Source organism: Amycolatopsis circi (assembly GCF_003385235.1).
Taxonomy (GTDB): domain Bacteria; phylum Actinomycetota; class Actinomycetes; order Mycobacteriales; family Pseudonocardiaceae; genus Amycolatopsis; species Amycolatopsis circi.
Genome location: NZ_PQIA01000009.1, coordinates 46,993 through 64,214, shown reverse-complemented (window position 1 = coordinate 64,214; position 17,222 = coordinate 46,993). Strand labels below are relative to the sequence as shown.

The window sequence follows — 17,222 nt, the reverse complement described above, 5'->3', positions numbered from 1 at the left end:
TGCTTCAGTCATTCCACACCCCCGATTATTCCTCCTTACCTGTTTCGGGCGACGAAAGGAACCGGAACGAGGTGCGAGTCACCCACCTGAAAGGGAAATCAGGGGTGACGCTCGGTATTGCCGGTCTTGCGCCGATCGAGAGCGTTCTGCCCGCCATGTGGGCGGATGGTGACTCTTTCCCGCAGCAGCAAGCGACGAATGGTCCCGTAGGACGCCTGATGCGCGTCCGCGATGCTCTGAATAGTAGATCCTGACTCGTACTCGCGGACTATTCGCGGTACGTCAAGTTCACGCCGCACGCCTTGGCGGATTTCCGGCAGAACAGCGCCTTCCTGGCGCAGCAAGCGTCCGGTCCAGCTGAGCGACAGCCCGTGTTCCCTGGCGATCTCGGTGATCGACGCGCCGGCCCGCCAGGATTCGAGCATCCGGCGGTTCCGCTCGGTCCGACTCGTGCGTGCCTCGTCCGGCGTGTCCATGCAAGCGCTCCCGCGGCTGGGCGTCGTCGTGCGCGACCCTCCATTATCAGCCTCGCGAAACCGGAATGTGAAGCTACGAACGTGGTGCATGCGCGGCAGGTTGTTTGTCCGCAAATGATGACGCAAGCGCCTCACAAGAACAATCTTCAAGCGTGCTGATTACTCTGGAAAACGTAACAGTTTCGCTGATTCAGAGAAGAATCCGCCGTCCAGCGCTCAGTGCGGCACCCAAAGAGTGACCCGGGTCCCGTGTCCCGGCGTCGATTCCACCTGCCCGGTTCCCCCGACCTCCGCCAGCCGGGCTTCGATCGACTGGCGGATGCCGAACCCCGGCCCCCGTTCGCGCACGTCGAAGCCGCGGCCTTGGTCTCGCGCGACCACTGCGGTCCCGCCGTCGCGTTCCTCCACCCGGAGCACGACTCGGCTGGTCCCGGCGTGTTTCACCGTGTTGCGCAACGCTTCCCGCACCGCCTCGCACATCGCGGTGCGCCGGTCAGCGGAAAGGCGGTCGTCGTCGGCGAAGTCGGCGGCTACGAGCTGGGTGCGCAGGCCTTCGCGGGCCATATCGGCCGCGACGTCGGCCAGTTCGACCACGAAACCGCGTCTCGTGCGCGGTTCGATCGGCTCGGTGATGCTCCGGCGGAGTTCGGCCGCCTCGGCGTGCGCGACCGAGCGCAGCTGGGCGAGCCGTTCGGCGGCGTGGTCGGCGTCGTCGGAAGGGGCGATCGCGAGCGCTTCCAGCGTCTGCAGCACGCTGTCGTGCAGCAACCGCTGAGTGCGCCTGCGTTCGGCTTCCTGGCCGCGGCGCAGGCCGATGTCGAGCGCGAACCGCGTGCCGACGCCAAGCAGCACCAGGATCCCGCACGCCACCACGATCGACACGGCCAGCGCGACCAGGCAGCCGATCGACCGGTTGATCGCGAGCGGGTTGTCCAGCCGCAGCCCGCCCGCCACGGTCAGCAGGACGCGCACTGGGACGGCCGCGGCGAGCAGCAGCAACGCCGCGGGCAGCCCGGACGTCCCGGCCCACATCGCCACCGAGCCGACCAGCCACGTCCAGGTGACGTCGATCGCGAACGGCTGCACCGAGTCCGGCGCGAGCACGGCGATCAGCAGGTTCAGCACGAGCCCCGCGCAGAGATCCACGGTGAGCACCCGTCGCGTGCGCCGCGCGGGCAGCCCGCCGGAACGCAGCAGCCACCACAGGAACGCGGCGTTCGCGGCGACGCCCAGCGCGGCCGCGGGCAGCACCGGAACCAGTCCGGTGCTGCCGTTGGCCGCGGCGAACCCGATGAACACCTTCACGAACGCGGCGATCCGGTAGGCGACCGGGACGACGACCCAGTACCGCGCGGCGCGGGCCAGCGTCGCGTCTCCGACCGCGGCGAGGTCCTCTTCCGCGTCCGGCCGCTCCGGCGGGCTGCCGCGATGCAGCAGCGTCCGCACGAATTCCCGGCGTGGTACGGCAAAACCCGGTCCGGGCATCGTCCCTCCCCGTGTCTTCGGCGAGGATATTCGATTGGTGTAGTCCAGTGTGGAAACGCCGGGTCACGCTCTGGACATGGTTAACCGCCACAGCATTGTCCGCTCCCGGGCGCGGTGCGCGTGCAAGGAATCGGCACTGTCCGTGGCGCGTCGGTGCCTTGGCGTGGTTTCGCGACGTCCCGCGACTTTGAGCCCGGCCGCGGAAATCCGGTCGAGCAGTTCGGCCCGGGTCCGCAAGCCGAGGTGTTCGGCGAGGTCCGACAGGATCAGCCAGCCTTCGCCGTGCGGCGTCAGGTGTTCGGGCAGGCCGTCGAGGAACCGGTTCAGCATGGCCGACGAGGCGTCGTAGATCCCGAGTTCCAGCGCCGAAGCCGGATTTCCGGGCAGCCAGGGGGGATTGCAGACGACCAGGTCAGCGCGTCGGTCGGCGGGCCAGAGGTCGGCTTCGAGGACGCGGACCCGGTCGGACAGCCCGAGCCGCCGCAGGTTGTCCTGTGCGCAGCGGACGGCGTGCGGGTTCAGGTCGGTTGCCACCACTTCGGCGGCACCGCGCCGGGCGAGGATCGCGGCGAGCACACCGGTGCCGGTACCGAGATCGAAGACGACCGGAGAACCCTTGCCCGGCAACGGTTCCTCCGCGACCAGAGCAAGGTATTCGCTCCGTGTTGGGGCGAACACGCTGTACGCGGGATACAACCGCGCGTTCAAAGCCTTGATATGTATGCCTTTCTGATGCCATTGAAAAGCGCTCAGGGCGCCGAGCAGCTCACGCAACGAGAGCAACGTGCCGGGTAAACCGCCGAACGCGTGCTCGCAGGCGGCTCGGACGTCAGGGGCTCGGCGGAGGCGCAGCGAATGGTCGTCCTCGACGGAGACCAGGACTTTCCCCAGCAGCGTCGCGCGTTCCGAGCGTGCTGAACGCACCTCGGCGAAAGAACCCGAACGCTGCGGGAGCCGTCGGTCCATGGCGCGGACGAGCTGTCGTGCGTTGGGAAAGTCGCCGCGCCACAGCATTCCGGTGCCAGCGCGGGCATAACGCAGCGCCGCGGCAGCGGTCAGCCGATCATCGACGACGACAATGCGGCCCGGCGGCAGAGTTCCGTTTTCGGAATGCCAACGGGCGGTGTGGTGGGTTCCGTTTTCGGTCCACTGGACGGTGGACATTAATGCTCCCGGGAAGGGTCGAAGGGCCAGTCAGCCGTCGACGCTTCGCGGAGAGCGGGCGAGGATTCCCGCCGGTCAAGACAGTGGCGAACCCGCGTGCTCCCGCGAAGCGCGGGAGCAGCGGTCGCCGAGAACCATGCCCATCAGCATGGAACATCACTTCCCTGGAAAATTCAGTGGTGCGTAACGGAATGGTGGGTCGTGCCCGTGCTGTGGCCCTTCATCGCGACGAAGTAGACGATCGCCGCGATCACGATCAGCGCGAGCACCACCGCGACGGCGATCTTGACCTTGCTCCACGGACGCTGGCCGTGGATCTCGCCGGTGCGGCCGTTGACGAGGATCTGCCAGTTCTTCCCGGCGTACACATAGGTCGCGACCCACACCGGCAGCAGCATCAGCTTGAAGGTCACGTTGCTGTGCTGTGTGTCGACCGAATTCAGCTGCTGGGTGTCGCCGCCGATGTCGTACTTGCAGTCGTCGGCGATGACCGGGGCCATCCGGTTCTTCGCCTCTTCGAAGCCGTTCTCCGGCTCGACGTCGTACCGCAGCGCGAAATGCCCGGAGAGGAACTGCGGCTGGTACGGCGCGGAGTCGAGCAGCGGCCACGGCGCGAGTTTGTCCAGCTCCGGCAACGGCAGCTGGGTGCTCGCCGGCACCAGGACGTCGTCGAAATTCCGCGCGACCCGTCCGCGCGCCGGGTACCAGCGCGTATGGCGCACTTCGCGCGTCTTGCGCTCGCCGTTCTCGTAGTAGCTCTCGGTGACGTAGTAGTACTCGCCGCGCGCACCGGTGTAGACGGAGACGGTCTGCGAGTCGTACGTCCAGTGCGGGATGTACGTGCTCTTCGTGGACTCGGCCGTGGTGACCTTCTTCAGCGCGGTCGGCGCGAACCAGCGCGAAGACGTCCACTTCTTCAGGTGTGTGCTCACCGCGGGACGGTCGAACGCGAACGGCAGCACGCCCTCCGGCACCAGCTGCCCGGACGCGCCCGGATCGATGACCAGCGGCGCGCCGCAGAACTGGCACATGCTGGCGGTCTCGTTGGTTTCCGTCCTCGCCGCGCATCGCTGGCACACGAAGACATACTTGCCGATCGAACCCACCGGCTTGCGCGCCAGGTTCGCCAGCTCGGCGAACGGGATCTCGCGGATCTCCCGGTCGCCGGCGGCGATCTCCTGCCGGAACCCGCAGTACGGACACTGCATGGCCGTCGTGCCCGGCGCGAACTCCAGCCGCGCGCCGCAGCCGCCGCACGGATAGGTCGTGTTGGCCACGCCGCCCTGCTGGGAACGTGGATCAGTCATGGGTCCCCCGGAAGGTTGAAGCGGCTCAGGACGGCGGCAGCGGCGGCGGGGCCGCGCCGAACAGCGCCGACACCTCCGGCACCTGCGCGGCCGGGGTCCACTGGGCCATGCCCGCCTTCCACACCAGCGTGTCCTGGCCGAGGGCGCCCGAGGAGATCTGCTGGCCGAGGCCGGAGCGGTCGAACGGACCGAGCTGCTGGCCGTTCGCGCCGATGAACCACTGCTCGCCCTGCGGCAGCGGCGGCGGCATCTGCGGCGGAGCCTGCTGCTGATACTGCGGCTGCTGGTATTGCTGGGGAGCCTGCTGCTGGTACTGCTGCGGGGCGGGCTGCTGCTGCGGCCCGGCCGCGCGCTGGCCGAGCGCCATGCCGAGGCCGATGCCCAGCCCCTCGCCCGCGCCGCCCTGGTTGTTCGCCGCCGCCTCGATCGCGTTCGCGGACTGGAACTTCGTGTACTGGTCGAGGTCGCCGACCACGCCCATCTGGGTCCGCTTGTCCATCGCGGCCTCGACCTCGGGCGGCACCGAGATGTTCTCGATCATGAACTTCGAGATCTCGATGCCGACCTCGCGCAGTTCGAGGTTCAGCGCGACTGCGATCTTGCCCGCGATCTGGTCCTGCTGGGTGACCAGGTCGAGCATCGGCACCTTGGCGGCCGCGATCGCGGGGCCGAGCTTGCTGATGACCATGCTGCGCAGGTAGTCCGACACCTCTTCGGTGCGGAACTGCGGATCGGTGCCGGCGAGTTCCTTCAGCAGCGCGACCGGCTCGACGACGCGGATCGCGTAGCCGCCGAACGCGCGCAGCCGGACCATGCCGAACTCGGCGTCGCGCAGGATGACCGGGTTCTGCGTGCCCCATTTGAGGTCGGTGAACTGCCGGGTGTTGACGAAGTACACCTCGGCCTTGAACGGCGAGTCGAAGCCGTACTTCCAGCCCTTGAGGGTGGACATGATCGGCATGTTCTGCGTCTGCAGCGTGTACATGCCCGGCGGATACGCGTCGGCGACCTGGCCCTCGTTCACGAAGACCGCGGCCTGCGATTCGCGGACGGTGAGCTTGGCGCCCATCTTGATCTCGTTGTCGTAGCGCGGGAAGCGCCACACAATGGTGTCCCGGCTGTCGTCGGTCCACTCGATGATGTCGATGAACTCGCCGCGGATCTTGTCGAAGATGCCCACGTCTGACCCCTCGTCGTTGCCTCGTGCCCGCGGGCCACAGTACAGTGCGCGACCCGCGCCGGATCACTCCGGCGCGGCCGCCTCGCGCCAAAAGTCCTGCATCTGCGGGATGCCGCCAGGCCCGTCCACCGCGCGCTGGGTGAGAAGAATCGCCACCTCGGCGGTCGAGCGAGTCAGGTAGGCGCTGGTTCCGGAGCCGCCAACCCAGCCGTAGCGGCCGGGGACCTGCCACGGCTGCGTCGGCTCGACGTCGACCGCGCCGCCGAACCCCCAGCCTTGGCCTTCGAGGAAGACCGGGTTGGCCGCGCGCTGCTGCGCGGTCAGGTGGTTGGTCGTCATCTGCCGGACTGATTCCTTCGACAGCAGTCCTTCGCCCTCGGAAAGGAGCATTCGGGCAAAGCGGTGCCAATCGTCCGCAGTGCCTGCCAACCCGCCGGATCCGGCCGGGAACGGCGGCACCTCGCGCCACTGGCCGTCCGGCGCGTCGGCCAGCTCCAGGCCGTTCTCGCCCGCGCGGTAGTAGCTGGCGAAGCGGTGCCGTTTGGCCGCGGGAACCTCGAACGCGGTGTCGACCATGCCGAGCGGCTCGAACACCCGCTCGGCGAGGAAGTCCGGCAGCGACTGGCCGGACGCGCGGGCGATCAGGATGCCTTGCAGGTCGGCGCAGGTGTCGTACAGCCAGGCCGCGCCGGGCTGGTGCAGCAGCGGGATGCGGGCCAGCCGGGCGAGCCAAACGTCGGGCTCCGGACGCAGCCGCACCTCGCGGCCGTCAGTCTGCACCTTGAACAACTCCTGGACCTGCGGCAACGAGAAGTCCGACGGGAAGCCGTACCCGGCGCGGAAGGTCAGCAGGTCGCGGACGGTGATCGGCCGTTCGGCAGGTACGACGTCGTCGGCTGGGCTCTGCGGCGTCCGGACGACCATCGGGTCGGCCAGTTCGGGCAGCCATTCGGCGATGGGTGAGTCCAGGTGGAACAGGCCGTCCTCGACCAGCATCAGCACGGCTGCCGCGGTGATCGGCTTGGTGATGGAGGCGAGCCGGAAGATGGAGTCGCGAGTCATCGGCGCGGTGCCCTCGACGTCGAGAGATCCCACCGCGGTCACCTGGACGTCGTCGCCGCGCGCGACGAGGGCGACCGCGCCCGGGACGAACCCGGAGTCGACGTGGCGGCGCAGGACTTCGTGCATCATCTGTCGTTCCCTTCGCGGGCGGATGTTCCGCGGGGTGGTCGGTGCCGGGGCTTGCCGCTGGACATCCTCCCGGTGTGGCTCACTCTAACGGCGTAACGCGGTGGTCGGGTTCGATCTGGAGCACCTGCCCGGTCCAGTTTTCGCGCAGCCGCCGGTCGTGCGTGGCGGCGACGATCGCGCCCGGGCTGGTACCGAGGGCGTCCTCCAGTTCGTCGCACAGCGTGGGGGAGAGGTGGTTGGTCGGTTCGTCGAGCAGCAGCAGGTGCGGCGGGTCGGCGATGAGGAGCGCGAGCGCCAGGCGGCGGCGCTGCCCGACGGACAGCTCGCCGACCGGCCGGGAAGCTTCGCGGTTTGTCAGCAGTCCCAACGAGTTCAGCGGGACTGCCGCGACGCGTTCGGGGCCGAGCGCGGCGAGATAGGTGGCGCGGGCGGTGCGTTGCGGACGGGCGAAAGTGGTGTCCTGACTGAGGATTCCGGTGCTTATGTCGGACTGCCGAGTTACGCCATCTGCGGGGAGGTCTCCGGCGAGGAGCAGAAGCAGTGTTGACTTTCCCGCTCCGTTCGGACCGGTGACCAGCAGCCGGGTGTCGGGCCGGATTTCCAACCGGTCGAGGGAAAGCCGGTCTGGCAGGTGCACATTGTCCAGCGTGACAAGGGTTTCTAGCGGGTTCTCGACGGCCAGCGCTGGGGGACGGAACCGGAGCGGCGGCGGGGGCGCGGGAAGCTGGGTGCGTTCCCGCTCGTCCAGCCGTCGCGTGGTGGCCCGGGTCCGGCGGGAGATCTGGTTCTGCACCCGGCCGGACCTGCGGCCGAGGCCCATTTTCTCGTTGTCCGGCGCGAGGCGGCCCGGCGCGACCCGATGCGCGGTGACGCAGAGCGTGTCGCGCAGTTCCTCCAGCTCTTCCTGTTCCTCGACGTACTGCCGTTCCCAGCGCTCGCGTTCGGCTCGTTTCCAGCCGAGGTATTCGGTGTAGGTGCCGCCGTGGCGCACCGGACCGTCCCGGGCCGGGTCCAGGTCGAGGATGTCGGTGCATACCGCGTCGAGGAACGCCCGGTCGTGGCTCGCGAACACCACGGTGCCGGGCAGTTCGCGCAGTTGGCCTTCGAGGAATGCGGCGGCTTCTGCGTCGAGGTGGTTGGTCGGTTCGTCGAGCAGCACCGCCGACGGACGGCGGACCAACAGCCCGGTCAGGGCGAGCCGTCCGCGCTGACCGCCGGAAAGCGAGCCGAGCGTGCGCTCTCGGTTGATCCCGGCGAGTCCCAGCCCCGTGAGCACGATTTCCGCCCGTCGGTCCGCGTCCCACGCCTCGTGTTGCTGCGCCTGGTCGAGCAATTCGGCGTACTCGGTCAGCAGTGCGGCATCCTCGGGTGCTTCGGCGAGCAGTGCCGCGACCCGGTCGAGTTCGGCCAGCACTTCGCGGGCCGCGGCGAGGGCTTGATCGAGGACGTCAGCGACCGTCTCGGCCGGGTCGAACGGCATTTCCTGGTGCAGGAAACCCAGATCCGACGGCCGCTCGACCTCGCCGCGATCCGGCGAGTCCACACCCGCGAGCACTCTCAGCAGCGTCGTTTTCCCAGTGCCGTTCTCGCCGATCACCCCGATCCGGCGACCGGGGGCGGCGGTGATCGACACTCCGTCGAGCACGCGCCGTTCCCCGAGCACCCGCACGATCTCGTGCGCGCGCAGGGCGGTCATTCCGTGATCCCGGCCGTCTCCCGAAGCTGGCCGTTTTCCAGCCGCAGCCAGCGGTCGACGCCGATCTCGGCCAGGAACCGCTCGTCGTGGCTGACCACCACGAACCCGCCCTGGTAGGCGTTGAGCGCGCTTTCCAGCTGGCCGGCGCTGACCAGGTCGAGGTTGTTCGTCGGCTCGTCGAGCAGCAGCAGTTGCGGGGCAGGCTCGGCGAACAGGACACACGCGAGCGTCGCGCGCAGTCGTTCGCCGCCGGACAGCACCCCGACCGGCAAGTGCGCCCGCGCGCCGCGAAACAGGAAGCGCGCCAACAGATTCATCCTGTCCGCAGGAAGCATTTCCGGTGCCGCGTCGGCAAGATTCTCCGCGACCGTGCGTTCGGAATCCAGCAAATCGAGCCGCTGCGACAGATACGCGATCCGTCCGTCCGCCCGGCTGATCTCGCCCGCGTCCGGCGTGAGCGTGCCGTGCATCAGTCGCAGCAACGTCGACTTGCCGACGCCGTTCGGTCCGGTGAGCGCGATCCTTTCCGGACCCCGGATCGACAGGTCCGCGCCCTCGCCCGCGAACAGCTCGCGCACCCGAAGATGCTTGCCGTCAAACAACGTCCGCCCCGCCGGAACCGCGGTCTTGGGCAGCTCCAGACTGATCTTCTGATCCTCCCGCAGCGACCGTTCCGCCTGGTCGAGCTTGGCCTTCGCCGCGCTGACCCGCGCCGCGTGCGTCCCGTCCGCCTTCCCCGCGGACTCCTGCGCGTTGCGCTTCATCGTGCCCGCGAAGATTTTCGGCAACCCGGCGTTGGACAGATTCCGCTGCGCGTTGCTGGCCCGTTTCGCCGCGCGTTCCCGAGCCTGCTGCATTTCGCGCTTCTCGCGTTTGACCTCTTGTTCGGCGTTGCGGATATTCTTCTCCGCGACCTCGCGTTCGGCCCGCACGGTCTCTTCGTATTCGGTGAAATTGCCGCCGTAGAACCGGATTTCGTCCGCGCCAAGCTCCGCGATCCGGTCCATCCGATCGAGCAGCGCGCGGTCGTGGCTGACCACGACGAGACAGCCGGACCAGTCGGAAAGCACGTCGTAGAGCTGCTGGCGGGCGGTCTGGTCGAGGTTGTTGGTGGGTTCGTCGAGCAGCAGGACGTCCGGGCCGCGCAACAGCTGCGCGGCGAGCCCGAGGGAGACGACCTGGCCGCCGCTGAGCGTGCCGAGCAGCCGGTCGAGCGCGAGATCGCCCAGCCCGAGCCGGTCCAGCTGCGCCCGGGTGCGGTCCTCGATGTCCCAGTCCGCGCCGATCGCGGTGAAGTGCGCTTCGGCCGCGTCCCCCTCCTCGACGGCCGTGATGGCCTTGAGGATCGCGTCGATGCCGAGCACCTCGGCAACCGTGCGGTCGGCGGTGAGCGGCAGGTCCTGGGGGAGATACCCGAGAACCCCGTCGACGCCGACACTGCCCGCCGCGGGTTTGAGCTGCCCGGCGATGAGCTTCAGAAGAGTGGACTTCCCGGCCCCGTTGGGCGCGACGAGACCCGTCCGGCCAGCGGGGAAAGTGGCGGAAAGCTGGTCGAAGACGAGGGTGTCGTCGGGCCAGGAGAAGGAAATCCCGGACAGGACAATACGAAGATCGGACATGGTGCGGCCTCGCGGTGGATCGGCAGGAGTGTGGTCCTGCTGGTGTTGGTGTGGACGACTTGGGTAGGGCCATCCGCGACCTGCCCGTTCCCGGGCTTCGTCCGACCTGGAGCGGCGGCGCGCTCGCGCCTGCCTGGGGTCGGGGTGCCTCGCAGCCCGTGGGTCGTGTGACCGGCACGGGGAACCTCCACGCGCGGTCTGGGAGCCGCGCAGGGATCAGCGAGGGGCCGGTGCCGTAATGGCCCGTGCCCCGGGCTCACCCGGAGATGTCGTCTTCACCCACCACGATAGGAATCCTCTTGGATCGAGTCTGCTGTCCGTCGGCCAGGATACCAGGAAGCGGACGAAGCGCATCCGAGTTCCACTGTGGCCCGGCGGCTAGCAGCGCTCTAGTTTTATGCCGGGGCCGAGCTGGTCGGCTCCGATCAGCTCCCCAGCCTGGCTTATCCGCAGTTTCAGCTCGCAGCCTTTCAACGGGCTCAGTTTCTGGAGCGGCAAGGCGAGTAGCGGCTCCAGGTTCGGCGCGCTTTCGTGGAGCAGGCTCAGTCTGGTGAGTTCCGGAAAAGCGTCGGCGAACGTGGTGAGGCCGGAGATCGAAATGCTCCAACGTTCGCACCTGTATGAGAGGCGGCGTGGCGGCGATCGCGCGCACGGTCAGTTCGGCGAGGTTTTCATCCCGGCCAAGGCATCGAGGCTTTCTACGGCGGACAAGTTGCCGAGAGCCAAGTCGGTGAGGTTCGAGAGCCCCGCGAATACTCGAAATCTCCGCCATGCGACATAGCGGAACAGGCCGAGAGCGCGCAGTCGCGGAAGCCCTTTTCCGGGCTTTCACGTCGGGGTAGTTGCTGGTGCCTTCGAAATGACGGCAAGATCGGAATCGAAGACGCGGACCGACAGCGATTTGAGATTCTTCAACCTTCGCGCGTGCGGAATCAGCCGGGTGCTGGTCACTCGGATGCGTCCGTGGAGGAGCGGCGAATCAACGAGTCCAAGTTCGCCCGTGCGAGCGGTCCAGCGCCAGCAGCGAGATCGACCAGGCTCAATCCGCGGGTCTTCCGGTCCTTCCACCGCAGCAGCCACGACTTCGCCCCGTGTGTCGCGATTTTCCCGCCGATCTTGACAGCGCCCGTCTCCAGCCCGCTCATGACGCTCCACCGTAGCGAGTCAAAGGCGTGCGGTGGAGCGGTTCAGAACGTCTGGCCTAGCCGTTCCAGCAGTGGGGCTGCTTCCTTCAGCACCGCCAGCTCCTCCGGCGAGAATCCGGTGCTGAGCGAAGCCTCGAACTGACGCATCCGGGCATCGCGGCGAGCCCGCAGGACCTCGCTGCCTTCGGGAGTGAGCGTGACGATCATCTGCCGTCCGTCGGCGGGGTCGGCGTCGCGGGTTACGAAGCCGCGCGTGGCCAGGCCGCTGATGGTCGTGCTCATCGCCTGCGGAGTGATTTGCTCGGCGCGGGCCAGCGCGGCGGTGGTGGCCGGGCCGTCGCGGTCCAGGCGGGACAGCGCGGAGCGTTCCGGCAGGGACAGTTCGGCCGCGACCTGGCTCTGGCGCAGCCTGCGGGCGATCAGGCTGACCGCGCCGTACAGCGTCGCGGCCAGTTCGTCGGGGGCGGACATGGGAAGAGGCTAGAGCAGGTACTCCGTGACAGCTGCGAAGTCGCCCGCGTCCGAGATCAGGCCGATGTAGCCGTCGGGGCGGAGCAGAACCAGGGTGCGTTCGGTCGGGGAGTACGCGCGGGCCAGGTGGCCGGCGGAATCGGCGATCTCGTCGGCCGCGGAGGGGTGCGCGACGACGTGGAAGGTGCGGACGGTCGAGTCGAACCGCGGGCCGAAGTTCAGCAGCGTGAACTGGCCGCCGCGGGTGAGGTCGAAGAGGCGGCGTTCGCCGGTCGCGGTGGTGAGGCCGGGGGCGTCGGGGGCGCGGTCGCCTGCGCGGAGCTGGGCGGAATCGGCACGGTCGTCGCGGGCCAGAACGGACCCGCGGTAGTTGACGCTGAGCTGGGTCGTGGCTCGATCGCTGCGGATCGGGATGCTCCTTTGCTTGGCGGCTTCGGCCATCCGCGCGGTCGACAACTGCAGCACGCCGGCGGCGATCGGGCGGCGTTCGGACTCGTAGGTGTCGAGCAGGGCGGGCGAGGCGGCGGCGAGTTTCCAGCCCAGGTTGTGTGCGTCTTGGATGCCGGTGTTCATGCCCTGGCCGCCGGCGGGGGAGTGCACGTGCGCGGCGTCGCCGGCGAGGAAGACGCGGCCGTTGCGGTAGCGGGCGGCCAGCCGGGTGTTGGAGCGCCACACCGACGTCCATTCCGGGCTTCGCAGGCGGACGTCGCTGCGGCCGCTTCGCCGGTCGAGGATCGTTTGCAGGGTGGCGAGGTCGAGGTCGGTTTCGCCGAGAATGGGCGCTTGGTACTGGAACAGTTCGGTGGAGGGCAGCGGGCAAAGGCTGACGAAGCCCTCCTCGCAGCGCCACATGTGCCAGGCGTCGCGGTCGATGCCGTCAACGGCCAGGTCGGCGACGATCATCCGGATCCGCTCGTCCGTCTCGCCTTCGAAGGCGATTCCAGCCTGTTTGCGGACGACGCTGCGACCGCCTTCGCAGCTGACCAGCCATTGCGCGCCGACGGTTTCGGTCTGGTCCCCGCTGCGGAGGACTGCTGTCACCGCGTCGGCCGATTGCTCGAAACTCTCAAGCGCGGTGCCGAATTCGACTGTTCCGCCGAGTTCGTCGAGGTGGCGGCGGAGGGTTTCCTCGACCCGCCACTGCGGGGTGATTACCGTTGCGGGGTAAGGAACATCGGGCCGCTCCTCGTAGGTCGGGCCGCCGCTCGTCCGGCCGTCGGGGTCGATCAGCCGGATCGGCATCGCCGACCGGCCGTTGGCGAGGATGCGGTCGATTACGCCGAGGTTGTCGAACACCTCGAGACTGCGCGGCTGGAGCCCCTTGCCGCGCGAGCCCGGGCGCGGGCCGGGAGACGCTTCCACCAGCCGGAACTCGACGCCGCGCCGGGCCAGTTCACAGGCCAGCGTCAGCCCGGTCGGGCCCGCTCCGGCGATCAGGACCGGCAATTCCGGCGCGGACAGGTTTTCCTGCGACATTTTCCATCCCCCTGGTTCCCGAAGAAATTCTGGACGCCAGCGTAGGGAAACTTGCTAAGAAAGGCAAACCTTTCTACTGTGAACGGCATGGCCTCTGAACCCGTCCGCCGACGCCGCGGAGAGCAGCTGGAGTCCGCGTTGCTGGCCGCCGGATGGGACGAACTGGTCGAAGCCGGATACGCGCGGCTGACCATGGAATCGGTCGCCGTCCGTGCTCGCACGAGCGCGGCCGTGCTTTATCGGCGATGGGCCAACAAGGACCAGCTCGTGCTGGCCGCGATGCGGCGGCACCGGGACGTCAACCCGATCGCCGTTCCCGACACCGGGACTTTGCGCGGCGATCTTCTTGCGTACCTGACCGCGGTGAGCGAAGCCCTGGCCGGGTTCTTGGCCATCGCGGCCGCCGCTGCTTCCTCCGGACTGTCGGCCAGCACCGGCGCCACTCCCGGCCAGGTTCGCGACCGGATCGTCGGCGACCGGTTGCTCCCGCACGGGCGGACGCTCTACCAGCGTGCCCACGCGCGGGGCGAGATCGACCTGGCGGGCCTCTCCAGCGCGGTGCTCGAGATGCCGTTCCAGCTGGTGCGCCACGACCTGCTGCTGGACCTCGCACCGCTCCGGCCCGCCCGGATCCGGTCGATCGTCGACGAGCTTTTCCTGCCGCTCGTTCAGGCGGACGCCGGAGTTAAAGACTTAACACCAGAGCCGGAAAAGCGACCGGAACCGATGCCCGGCGACCTTTTCCGGTCGATTCGCTGGGCGCAGCGCAAGCGGATCGAGGAATGGAGCCGTGCGCGCGAACTCACCTTCGAGCAGGCCATGGTGCTCGGCTACCTGGAGCGGCAGCCTGGAGTCATCCAGCGTGACGTCGCGGAGATGAGCCACACGACTCCGGCGAACGTCTCGCTGCTGCTCAAGGGGCTCGAACGTCGTGGATTGATCGAGCGGCGGACGGAGGGCGGGCGCAAGCGCGTCTACGCCACCCCCGCCGGGATCGACCTGGTCACCGGCCTCGACGCGGTGCTGGCCGAGGCTGACGAGATGGTCTTCGCTTCGCTCGACCGGGACGAGCGAGCCGGGCTGGAGTCGTTGGTGGCCAAGATCAACGCGCACCTGCCGGGGGCCTCGTGAGTGGCGATCCCGGTTAGAACCGGGATCGCCACTCACGAGGCCCGGAGCGCCTGCCCGGCCGCAGGCGGGTTGGCTTCGCCGCGGTAGGCGGCCGCATCTGCCGCTTCCGGGTGCCGTCGGTTGGGGCGCTGGCGGCTTCCTGGAAGGTGGCCCTGTCTCGTGCGGGGCGAGCTGTGGTCAGGAAAGGGGCGCGGTTTCGCTTTCCGGCACCGTTGTTGCCGGGTTGGGGCGTCGGCGGGCTCCGCCGGACGACGGCCCTGCGTCGCAGGGGCAAGCTAGGGCCGGGATGGGGCAGCTGCTGTCGTGGCTCTCGCATTCCGGCATCGTCGGGGGCGACGGCTCTTCGCGGCAAGGCGCCGAGCTGCGAAAAGACGGCCACGGCGGCGGAACCCGGCTTCCGTTTCGGGCAGCGCCAGCGCTGATCGAGCGCGCTTCGCCGCAACCACGGTGCGGAGTTGTCGCTTCCCAGCGATTCCGCGATGAGCGCACAGCAACCCAGGCTCACCGCCGCAGCCTTCGCAATCTCTGCTTTCCCATCACCGCCAGCACCGGCTTCACCGCGAGCAGCTCACCGAACCGGTAATCCTCCGCGGGCACCAACCGCTCCGCCAAGTCCGGTCGCAGCCGCCGAAGGTAGTGGCGTGCTTTTTCCGCGTGCAAGGAATTCGAGACGATCTTGATCCGGTCCGCGTCCTCGATCAGCGGCACCGCGCCGAGCACGTTCTCCCACGTCGACCGGCTCGCTGTCTCCAGCGTCAGCTCGCCCCGGTAACCGCGCTCCCGCGCATACCGCGCCATCAGCACAGCCTCCGCCTCCGAACCCCCGACAGCCCCGCCGCACAGCACCAGTCGCGAAGGTCCGGGCGCCTGGGAACGTACTGCCGCTCGCACTCGCCAGCGGTTCACGAAATTGGCCCGCGACCCGCCGTTGCGGTAGCCGAGCACGACGACCGCCTCGCCGGTGCCCGCGGTCCCGGGACGGCCGCCCATTCCGCGGCGCGAGGATCGCCAGTGTTCCCATTCGGCCCAGCCGAACAACAGGACGAAAAACATCAGAAAACGCCGCGGCATTCACCCGATCCTACCATTGTCCACAAAGGACACGGAAGACGCACGTCTGGAACTTGTCGATCCGCGAAGGTACTGTCACACGAACCGCTACGTCGCCGTCCGGTAGTCGGGAGGAGCAGTGTCGCTCGGAGGGATACCGTCGCAGGGCTCCGCCGTCCTGCGGCCGCCGATCGCCGATTCGTGGCGCCGGTCCCGGCTGTTCGGCGTGGAGCCGGAGCTGGACCGGGCCGCGATTTCGATCGCCGAGGTCGATCCGCGCAGCCGGCTGATGACCGCCGCCCGTCCGGTGCTGGACCAGCTCGTCGAGCAGCTCACCGGCACCCGGTTCTCCATCCTGCTCGCCGACCGCGACTGCCGCCTCGTCTTCCGCTGGTTCGGCGACCGCGGCCTGCAACGCCAGCTGGAGGACCTCGGCGTGCTGCACGGTTCGCAGCTCAGCGAGGGCCGCGTCGGCACGAACGCGCTGGGCACGCCGCACGAATCGCGCCAGGCGGTAGAAATCCACGGACAGGAGCACTACGCCGACGCGTTGAAGCGGTTCAGCTGCTACGGCCATCCGATCCGGCATCCGCTTACCGGGCGTATCGAGGGCGTCCTCGACATCACCGGCGAGAGCGACAGCGGCAACCCGCTGTTCGGGCCGCTGGTGAAACGCGTCGTCGGCGACATCGAACAGCTCGTGCTGGAGAGCGCCCGCGCCTGCGAAAGGCGGCTTTTCCTGGCGTTCCAGCAGGCCACGCACCACCGCAGCGTGCCGGTCGCGGTGCTCGGCGGGGACCTCGTGTTCGCCAACGAAACCTGCATCGAACAGCTTCGTCCCGCCGATCCGACCCTGCTGCGCACGCTGTTGCCGCAAGTACCGGAACGCGGAGTATTCGACACTCGCCTCGATGTGGGTGACGGAATCAGTCTTTCGGTCGTAGCCGAACGCGTCGAGGGTTCGACGGACGGTGCCGTCTTCCGCATCGCGAAGAGCCCGAACAGCAGTCGGAAACCGGCTCCCGCCATGACAAAACCCGCACGCTCGATCCTCATCACGGGCGAACCGGGCACCGGCCGGACCACCGCGGCCCGCGCGCGAGCTGGCGTCGACGATCCGGTCGTCCTGCACGCCGCCGCGCTGCGCGAGGAACCGCGCGCCTGGGCAACAAGATTCACTGACCTCGTCGCGCAACCACGCACCGCAGTTGTCCTGGATGACGTCCACCTGCTCCCGGAGAGCCTGCTCCCGTTGGTCGGCGAGGCGCTCGACAACCCCGAATCGGCCCGGTTGCTGCTCACTTCCGTTCCGTCGAACGCGATGTCCCCGGCCGTCGCAGCGATAGCGGCGAGGTGCGCGGAAACCGTCACCCTCGTCCCGCTGCGCGAGCGCCTCGACGACCTGCCCGCGATCGCCGTAACGATGCTCCGCGACGAATATCCGGACCGGAAACCGCATTTCACCGGCACCGCGCTGGCCGCGCTGCGCACGCACCCGTGGCCGGGCAACCTGCACGAACTCCGCGCGGTGATGCGCGAGGTGTCCGGCCTCCCGTACACGGGGGTGATCGACCTCGCGCAACTGCCGCCCGCGTGCCGCGGCAGTTCGCGCACGAGGCAGCTCGGCGGGCGCGAACTCGCCGAACGGAACGCGATCGTCACGGCGTTGCGCGCCAGCGAAGGCAACAAGCTGCGCGCGGCCCGCGAACTCGGCATCAGCCGCACCACGCTCTATCGCCGCATGCAGGCGCTGGGCGTGACCGACGACTGTCCACTTCTGTAACACTTCGCCCCCGGTCCGCCGGGTGACGATGACCTCCATCACAACGAA

14 protein-coding genes are annotated in these 17,222 nt (G+C 68.6%); 2 read left to right on the top strand and 12 right to left on the bottom strand.

What is annotated here, in order from left to right; genetic code table 11:
• Positions 1–98: 98 nt before the first annotated feature.
• From D0D37_RS04545 to D0D37_RS04495, 11 genes are all read right to left on the bottom strand, one after another.
• On the bottom strand, positions 99–476 hold the full coding sequence (locus D0D37_RS04545; RefSeq protein WP_116199236.1) for a helix-turn-helix domain-containing protein: 378 nt from the start codon (positions 474–476) through the stop codon (positions 99–101).
• A 216-nt stretch (positions 477–692) separates the two neighbouring features.
• Positions 693–1,961, bottom strand: coding sequence for a sensor histidine kinase (locus D0D37_RS04540; protein WP_116199235.1), 1,269 nt, complete (start codon positions 1,959–1,961; stop codon positions 693–695).
• A gap of 63 nt (positions 1,962–2,024) precedes the next feature.
• Positions 2,025–3,125: a methyltransferase gene (locus D0D37_RS04535; protein WP_116199234.1), complete on the bottom strand. Its 1,101-nt coding sequence runs from the start codon at positions 3,123–3,125 to the stop codon at positions 2,025–2,027.
• A gap of 173 nt (positions 3,126–3,298) precedes the next feature.
• Positions 3,299–4,432, bottom strand: coding sequence for a TFIIB-type zinc ribbon-containing protein (locus D0D37_RS04530; RefSeq protein ID WP_116199233.1), 1,134 nt, complete (start codon positions 4,430–4,432; stop codon positions 3,299–3,301).
• Positions 4,433–4,457: 25 nt separating this feature from the next.
• Positions 4,458–5,612 carry an SPFH domain-containing protein gene (locus tag D0D37_RS04525; protein WP_116199232.1) on the bottom strand — a complete coding sequence of 385 codons (1,155 nt, stop codon included), beginning with the start codon at positions 5,610–5,612 and terminating at the stop codon, positions 4,458–4,460.
• A 63-nt stretch (positions 5,613–5,675) separates the two neighbouring features.
• Positions 5,676–6,803 (bottom strand): serine hydrolase domain-containing protein, encoded by a 1,128-nt coding sequence (locus D0D37_RS04520; RefSeq protein ID WP_116199231.1) that lies wholly within the window; start codon positions 6,801–6,803, stop codon positions 5,676–5,678.
• A 79-nt stretch (positions 6,804–6,882) separates the two neighbouring features.
• Positions 6,883–8,499: an ABC-F family ATP-binding cassette domain-containing protein gene (locus tag D0D37_RS04515; RefSeq protein ID WP_116199230.1), complete on the bottom strand. Its 1,617-nt coding sequence runs from the start codon at positions 8,497–8,499 to the stop codon at positions 6,883–6,885.
• Positions 8,496–10,118, bottom strand: a complete 1,623-nt coding sequence (abc-f, locus tag D0D37_RS04510; protein WP_116199229.1) for a ribosomal protection-like ABC-F family protein — start codon at positions 10,116–10,118, stop codon at positions 8,496–8,498. The genes D0D37_RS04515 and abc-f overlap by 4 nt, the downstream gene beginning before the upstream one ends.
• Before the next feature lie 947 nt (positions 10,119–11,065).
• Positions 11,066–11,263, bottom strand: a complete 198-nt coding sequence (locus D0D37_RS04505; protein ID WP_116199228.1) for a hypothetical protein — start codon at positions 11,261–11,263, stop codon at positions 11,066–11,068.
• A gap of 42 nt (positions 11,264–11,305) precedes the next feature.
• Positions 11,306–11,734, bottom strand: a complete 429-nt coding sequence (locus D0D37_RS04500) for a MarR family winged helix-turn-helix transcriptional regulator (RefSeq protein WP_116199227.1) — start codon at positions 11,732–11,734, stop codon at positions 11,306–11,308.
• 9 nt (positions 11,735–11,743) lie between these two features.
• On the bottom strand, positions 11,744–13,210 hold the full coding sequence (locus D0D37_RS04495) for an FAD-dependent oxidoreductase (protein ID WP_116199226.1): 1,467 nt from the start codon (positions 13,208–13,210) through the stop codon (positions 11,744–11,746).
• An 87-nt stretch (positions 13,211–13,297) separates the two neighbouring features.
• Between D0D37_RS04495 and D0D37_RS47290 the strand changes: the two genes are divergently transcribed.
• Positions 13,298–14,341: a TetR/AcrR family transcriptional regulator C-terminal ligand-binding domain-containing protein gene (locus tag D0D37_RS47290; protein WP_208719799.1), complete on the top strand. Its 1,044-nt coding sequence runs from the start codon at positions 13,298–13,300 to the stop codon at positions 14,339–14,341.
• 501 nt (positions 14,342–14,842) lie between these two features.
• Here the strand turns inward: D0D37_RS47290 and D0D37_RS04480 are convergent.
• Complete coding sequence (locus D0D37_RS04480; protein ID WP_244223383.1) at positions 14,843–15,412, bottom strand: YdcF family protein; 570 nt, start codon at positions 15,410–15,412, stop codon at positions 14,843–14,845.
• Between the two features lie 118 nt (positions 15,413–15,530).
• On the opposite strand from D0D37_RS04480, the gene D0D37_RS04475 reads away from it, so the two are divergent.
• Positions 15,531–17,174: a sigma-54-dependent Fis family transcriptional regulator gene (locus D0D37_RS04475; protein WP_116199225.1), complete on the top strand. Its 1,644-nt coding sequence runs from the start codon at positions 15,531–15,533 to the stop codon at positions 17,172–17,174.
• Positions 17,175–17,222: the final 48 nt, after the last annotated feature.

What these genes read in the sequence shown, in the direction of transcription:
- D0D37_RS04500 (WP_116199227.1), bottom strand. Translation starts at nt 11,734, where the DNA reads ATGTCCGCCCCCGACGAACTGGCCGCGACGCTGTACGGCGCGGTCAGC.
- D0D37_RS47290 (WP_208719799.1), top strand. Translation starts at nt 13,298, where the DNA reads ATGGCCTCTGAACCCGTCCGCCGACGCCGCGGAGAGCAGCTGGAGTCC.
- D0D37_RS04535 (WP_116199234.1), bottom strand. Translation starts at nt 3,125, where the DNA reads ATGTCCACCGTCCAGTGGACCGAAAACGGAACCCACCACACCGCCCGT.
- abc-f (WP_116199229.1), bottom strand. Translation starts at nt 10,118, where the DNA reads ATGTCCGATCTTCGTATTGTCCTGTCCGGGATTTCCTTCTCCTGGCCC.
- D0D37_RS04480 (WP_244223383.1), bottom strand. Translation starts at nt 15,412, where the DNA reads ATGCCGCGGCGTTTTCTGATGTTTTTCGTCCTGTTGTTCGGCTGGGCC.
- D0D37_RS04530 (WP_116199233.1), bottom strand. Translation starts at nt 4,432, where the DNA reads ATGACTGATCCACGTTCCCAGCAGGGCGGCGTGGCCAACACGACCTAT.
- D0D37_RS04495 (WP_116199226.1), bottom strand. Translation starts at nt 13,210, where the DNA reads ATGTCGCAGGAAAACCTGTCCGCGCCGGAATTGCCGGTCCTGATCGCC.
- D0D37_RS04520 (WP_116199231.1), bottom strand. Translation starts at nt 6,803, where the DNA reads ATGATGCACGAAGTCCTGCGCCGCCACGTCGACTCCGGGTTCGTCCCG.
- D0D37_RS04540 (WP_116199235.1), bottom strand. Translation starts at nt 1,961, where the DNA reads ATGCCCGGACCGGGTTTTGCCGTACCACGCCGGGAATTCGTGCGGACG.
- D0D37_RS04505 (WP_116199228.1), bottom strand. Translation starts at nt 11,263, where the DNA reads ATGAGCGGGCTGGAGACGGGCGCTGTCAAGATCGGCGGGAAAATCGCG.
- D0D37_RS04545 (WP_116199236.1), bottom strand. Translation starts at nt 476, where the DNA reads ATGGACACGCCGGACGAGGCACGCACGAGTCGGACCGAGCGGAACCGC.
- D0D37_RS04515 (WP_116199230.1), bottom strand. Translation starts at nt 8,499, where the DNA reads ATGACCGCCCTGCGCGCGCACGAGATCGTGCGGGTGCTCGGGGAACGG.